The organism is Streptomyces sp. YIM 98790 (genome assembly GCF_011421595.1).
Taxonomy (GTDB): domain Bacteria; phylum Actinomycetota; class Actinomycetes; order Streptomycetales; family Streptomycetaceae; genus Streptomyces.
This window is the reverse complement of record NZ_WTLH01000023.1, coordinates 41,465-47,588: the sequence shown is the minus strand read 5'-3', so window position 1 is coordinate 47,588 and position 6,124 is coordinate 41,465. Positions and strand designations below refer to the sequence as shown.

Here is a 6,124-nt window from a genome sequence, read left to right as displayed (position 1 = left end):
CCGTACCGGCCGCGCGGCGCGGCCCGCCGCGCCCGGTGCGCGGTGGACCCGGCGGTGCGCCCCGAGCCGAGGAGGGCCCGCAGCGGTCCCAGGGTGTCGTTGGTCACCAGCCCCGCCCACACCAGATCCCACACCGCATCCGAGATCACCGCATCCCCCGCCTCGCCCCCCACGAAGGCGCCCGCGGCCGTCCCGCCGGGTGCGGAGCCGCCGGTGCGGGGGCCCGCCGGGCGGACACCGTTCACGGGCGAGCGCTCCCGCCCGCCCGCCCCGGAGCCCTCCGGCCCCGGGGCGGGCGGCGAAGCGGCCAGGCGGGCCCGGACCTGGTCGGCGAGCTGGCGGAAGAACAGGCCGTAGCCGCCCGAGAGCACCTCCTGGACCGCGCGGTGCACGGGCGACAGCTCCAGCGGCCGGGGCGGGGGCAGCAGCAGCGGCGCGGTGTCGGCCGGGTACAGCGACAGCCAGCCGTCCTTCCCGGGCAGCGCGCCCGCACCCGCCCACACCACCTCGCCGGAGGCGGTCAGCTCGTCCAGCATGGCCGGCGCGTAGCCCTGCACCCGGGCCGGCAGCACCAGCTTCTCCAGCGCCGAGGCGGGCACCGGCGCCCCCTGGAGCTGCTCGATCACCCGGACCAGGCCGTCCGGCCCGCGCAGCCCGCCCCCGGAGGAGCGGGCACCGGCCGGGGAGGCGCCGGCCCGGCCGGGCTCCGGCTCGGCGGTCCACGCCGGGACGTGCTGCCACTGGGGCAGGAACTCGGCCAGCGCCTGCGGCGCCACCGGCTCCAGCTCCTGCCGCAGCGCGGCCAGCGAACGCCGCCGCAGCCTGCGCAGCACCCCCGGGTCGCACCACTCGTGATCCGGCTCCCCGGCCTTCGGGGCCGTGGCCGGCACCGGCCGGAAGCGCCCCTGCACCATGCGGTTCTCCGCGGCCATCCGGCGCAGCGCGCCGTCCACCACCGCCACCCCCAGGCCGAACCGCGCCGCGGCCTGCGCCGAGGTGAACGGCCCGTGGGTGCGCGCATAGCGGGCCAGCAGATCACCCAGCGGATCCTTCACCGGCTCGGTGAACGCCTCCGGCACCCCGATCGGCAGCGCCGCACCCAGGGCGTCCCGCAGCCGCCCGGCGTCCTCGACGGCCGCCCAGTGCTCCCGCCCGGCGAACCGCACCGGGATCGCCCGCCGCGCCCGGCCCAGCTCCCGCGCCCACTCCGGAGCGGCGCCGCGCCCGGCCAGCTCCTCCTCGGTCTGCGGCCCCAGCAGCCGCAGCAGATCGGCCACCCCCTCCACATCCCGCACCCGCCGCTCCTCGGTCCGCCACTGGAGCTCCCGCTCCAGCTCGTGCAGCACCTCGGGATCCAGCAGCTCGCGCAGCTCGGCCTGGCCCAGCAGCTCGGAGAGCAGCCGGGAATCCAGCGACAGCGCCGCCGCCCGCCGCTCGGCCAGCGGGCTGTCCCCCTCGTACAGGTACTGGGCGACATAGCCGAAGAGGAGGGAACGGGCGAACGGCGAGGGCTCCCGGGTGGTGACCTCCACCACCCGCACCCGCCGCGACTCGATGTCCCGCATCAGCTCGCGCAGGCCGGGGACGTCGAAGACGTCCTGCAGACATTCGCGCACCGCCTCCAGCACGATCGGGAAGGAGCCGAACTCGCCCGCCACCGAGAGCAGCTGGTGCGCCCGCTGCCGCTGCTGCCACAGCGGGGTGCGCCTGCCCGGGCTGCGCCGGGGCAGCAGCAGCGCCCGCGCCGCGCACTCCCGGAACCGCGCCGCGAACAGCGCCGAGCCGCCCACCTGGTCGGTGACCACCTGCTCCACCTCGTCGTGCGCGAACAGCACGTCGGAGGCGCCCACCGGGGCCTGGGCGTCGTCGTAGGAGGCGTCCCGCGCGGTGTCCGGCACGGGGGCACCCCCCGGGGCCGGGGACCCGGGGAGACCGGCGGTTCCGGNCGGGGCCGGGGACCCGGGGAGACCGGCGGTTCCGGCGGTGCCGTCGGTGCCGTCGGTGCCGTCGGTGCCGTCGAATTCCCCGTCCGCGAAGCCGTCCAGGCCGAGCAGATCGGCGTCGGGAAGCCGCAGCACAATGCCGTCGTCGGCGTGCAGCACCTGGGCGTCCAGCCCGTGCCGCTCGGCCAGCCGGGCGCCCAGCGCCAGCGCCCACGGGGCGTGCACCTGCGCGCCGAACGGCGAGTGCACCACGATGCGCCAGTCGCCCAGCTCGTCCCGGAAGCGCTCGACCACGATGGTGCGGTCGTCCGGCACATGGCCGGCGATCTCCCGCTGCTCGGCCAGATAGGCCAGGACGTTGTCCACCGCCCAGGCGTCCAGCCCGGCGGAGGCCAGACGCTCCCGGGCGGCCGGCGCGTCCAGCCCGCCGAGCTCGCGCAGGAACCCGCCGAGCGCCCGGCCCAGCTCCAGCGGCCGGCCCAGCTGGTCGCCCTTCCAGAACGGCAGCCGGGCGGGCACCCCGGGCGCCGGCGACACCAGCACCCGGTCCCGGGTGATGTCCTCGATCCGCCAGGAGGTGGTGCCCAGCGTGAACACATCGCCGACCCGGGACTCGTAGACCATCTCCTCGTCCAGCTCGCCGACCCGGCCGCCGCCCTTCTTCGGATCGGCCCCGGCCAGGAAGACCCCGAACAGCCCGCGGTCCGGGATGGTGCCGCCGGAGGTGACCGCCAGCCGCTGCGCCCCCGGACGGCCGCGCACCGTGTTCGCCACCCGGTCCCACACCAGGCGGGGGCGCAGCTCGGCGAAGGCGTCCGACGGATAGCGGCCGGCCAGCATGTCCAGCACCGCGTGATAGGCGGACTCCGGCAGCGCGGAGAACGGCGCCGCACGGCGCACCACGGCCAGCAGCTCGTCCACGTCCCAGGTGTCCATGGCGGTCATCGCCACGACCTGCTGGGCCAGCACGTCCAGCGGATTGGCCGGGACCTTCAGCGCCTCGATGGCGCCCTGCCGCATCCGCTCGGTGACCACCGCGGACTGCACCAGATCGCCCCGGTACTTGGGGAACACCACACCGGTGGAGACCGCGCCCACCTGGTGCCCGGCCCGGCCCACCCGCTGGAGACCGGAGGCCACCGAGGGCGGCGACTCCACCTGCACCACCAGATCCACCGCCCCCATGTCGATGCCCAGCTCCAGGCTGGAGGTGGCCACCACCGCGGGCAGCCGGCCGGCCTTGAGATCCTCCTCCACCTGGGAGCGCTGCTCCTTGGAGACGGAGCCGTGGTGTGCCCGGGCCAGGACGGGCGGAGCGCTGCTGCCCGCGCCGGAGCCGCCCATCAGCTCGGCCGGGCCGTGCGCCTCCGGCAGGGTCTCGCCGGTGGCGCGCTCGTGGGCGATCTCGTTCAGCCGGTTGCACAGCCGCTCGGCCAGACGGCGGGAGTTGGCGAAGACGATGGTGGAGCGGTGCGCCTGGATCAGGTCGACGATCCGCTCCTCCACCGAGGGCCAGATGGAGGGGCGCTCCCCGGACGCGCCCGGGCCGCCCGCGCGGGCCGGGCCGCCGGGGGAGAGCGGGGCGTCCGGCACCCGGGAGGCGCCGAGCTCGCCCATGTCCTGCACCGGGACCACCACCGACAGCCGCCACTCCTTCTCGGCCGGCGGCTGGACGATCGTGGCGCCGCGCTGCGGGGAGAGGAAGCGGGCCACCTCGTCCACCGGGCGGACCGTGGCGGACAGGCCGATGCGGCGGGCCGGGCGGGGCAGCAGCCCGTCCAGCCGCTCCAGGGAGAGCGCCAGATGGGCGCCGCGCTTGGTGCCGGCCACCGCGTGCACCTCGTCCAGGATGACCGTCTCCACGCCGGCGAGGGCGTCCCGGGCGGCGGAGGTCAGCATCAGGAACAGCGACTCCGGGGTGGTGATCAGGATGTCCGGCGGGCGGCGGGCCAGCGAGCGGCGCTCGGCGGCCGGGGTGTCCCCGGAGCGGACGCCCACCGTGACCTCCGGCTCGGGAAGACCGAGCCGGACCGCCTCCTGGCGGATGCCGGTGAGCGGCGAGCGGAGGTTGCGCTGCACGTCCACGGCGAGCGCCTTCAGCGGGGAGACGTACAGCACCCGGCAGCGGCGCAGCGGATCGGCGGGCGGCGGCACGGCCGCCAGCCGGTCCAGGGAGGCGAGGAAGGCGGCCAGCGTCTTGCCGGAGCCGGTGGGCGCCACCACCAGCACGTCCGACTCCGCGGCGATGGCCCGCCAGGCGCCCTCCTGGGCGGCGGTGGGCGCGCGGAACGCCCCGGTGAACCACGCGCGCGTGGCCGGGGAGAACGCTTCCAGGGCCGAGGCCGGGCCGTCCGTCATGCGACCCATGGTGCACCCCGCCGCTGACAGCACCGCACAATGGGCCGCATGAGAGTGGCCCCTGGAAGCGCCGGGAGCGCCGGGAGCGCCGGCCCGGCCGGCGGCGGCGAATGGGCGCGGCACTGGCGCTATGCCCGGCTGCCGGGCCTGGAACTGCTGCGCGCACGCTACGTGGGGCACGAATTCCCCCGGCACACCCACGGCGGCTATGTGCTGGGCGCGGTGACCGCGGGCGTGGAGGCGGTCGGGCTGCCGGGCGGCACGGAATGCGCCGGACCCGGCAGCGTGGTGATGATCAACCCGGAGGTGCCGCACACCGCCCGGGCCGGGCGGCCGGACGGCTGGGCGTACGCCACCCTCTACCCCTCGGCGGAGCTGGTGGCCGAGGTGGCCGCGGAGAGCGGGGACACGGGGCGGGACCGCGGCACCGTCGGCTTCCGCCGGGTGCTGGTGCACGACCCGGAGGCCGGGCGGCTGATCACCGAGGTGCACCGGGCCGCCGAGCAGGACGATCCGCTGGCCGCGGACACCCTGCTGCGGGTGGTGCTGGCCCGGCTGCTGCGCGACCACGGCGGACCGCTGCCGGAGCGGGTGCCGCGCGGCGCGGGCGCGCGGAACGCGGAGCGGGCGCGGCTGCTGCTGGAGGAGCGGATGACCGCGCCGCCCACGCTGGAAGAACTCGCCGCGGAGCTGGGCACCGGCACGTTCGCGCTGCTGCGGGCCTTCCGGCAGCGGTACGGGATGCCGCCGCACGCCTGGCTGACCGACCGCCGGGTGCGGCGGGCCCGGGCGCTGCTGGCGGCCGGGGCCCGGCCGGCCGAGGCCGCGGCGGCGGCCGGCTTCACCGACCAGTCGCATCTGACCCGCCACTTCACCCGCATCGTCGGTGTCCCGCCCGCCGCCTACCGGCGGGCCCACGCCCACTGACCGGGCCGGACCGGCGGGAGGGCCGGTCCCGGCGGCGGACCGCCGGCCCCTGCCGGGCGACCGCCCGGCAGGGGCCGCCCCTGAGGTGCAAGAACGTACAAGACGGGAGGACCGGGGGTCCGCTTAGGCTGCCGGGGTGAACGATCGGGTCAACCCCTCATCCCCCGGTGCGGCCGCCGGTCCGGCCCCGGCACCCGCCCCGGCCGCGGAGCCGGACACCGCGCGCGGCGCGGTGCGCGACGCCCTCGGGGTCGGCGTCGCGGTGGGCGTCTCCGGCTTCGCCTTCGGCGCCACCGCCGCCGCGGCGGGTCTGAGCGTGGCCCAGACCTGCGCGCTCAGCCTGCTGGTGTTCACCGGCGCCTCGCAGTTCGCGCTGGTCGGCGCGCTGGCCGCGGGCGGCAATCCGTTCACCGCCGCGGCCGGGGCGTTCTTCCTCGGGGTGCGGAACTGCTTCTACGGCCTGCGCCTGTCCGCCCTGATCCGGCCGCCGCGCTGGCTGCGGCCGCTGGCCGCGCAGTGGGTGATCGACGAGACCGCCGCCGTGTCCTTCGCGCAGCCGGACCGGCGGGCGGCGCGCCTCGGCTTCGCCGTCACCGGCCTCACCCTCTACCTGCTGTGGAACCTCACCACCCTGCTGGGCGCGCTGGGCGCCTCCGGCCTGGGCGACCCCGCGGTCTGGGGCCTGGACGCGGCCGGGCCCGCCGTGTTCCTGGCCCTGGTCGTGCCGATGCTCAAGACCGCGGTGGAGCGGGCCACGGCGGTGCTCGCGGCGCTGCTGGCGCTGGTCACCCTGCCGCTGCTGCCGGCCGGGGTGCCGGTGCTGGTCGCCGCGCTGGCGGCACCCGCCGTGCTGTTCGTGCACGGCCGCTTCGACGACCGGGAGGTGACCCGGTGAC

The 6,124-nt window shown here is 77.4% G+C and carries 3 protein-coding genes; 2 read left to right on the top strand and 1 reads right to left on the bottom strand.

Annotated features, from left to right (window positions below):
* The coding region (locus GQS09_RS06765) for a DEAD/DEAH box helicase (RefSeq protein WP_243761168.1) at positions 1 to 4,301 on the bottom strand (4,301 nt) is incomplete at its 3' end.
* A gap of 48 nt (positions 4,302 to 4,349) precedes the next feature.
* Between GQS09_RS06765 and GQS09_RS06760 the strand changes: the two genes are divergently transcribed.
* On the top strand, positions 4,350 to 5,228 hold the full coding sequence (locus tag GQS09_RS06760) for an AraC family transcriptional regulator (RefSeq protein WP_165985071.1): 879 nt from the start codon (positions 4,350 to 4,352) through the stop codon (positions 5,226 to 5,228).
* A 136-nt stretch (positions 5,229 to 5,364) separates the two neighbouring features.
* On the top strand, positions 5,365 to 6,123 hold the full coding sequence (locus tag GQS09_RS06755; RefSeq protein ID WP_165985070.1) for an AzlC family ABC transporter permease: 759 nt from the start codon (positions 5,365 to 5,367) through the stop codon (positions 6,121 to 6,123).
* Position 6,124: the final 1 nt, after the last annotated feature.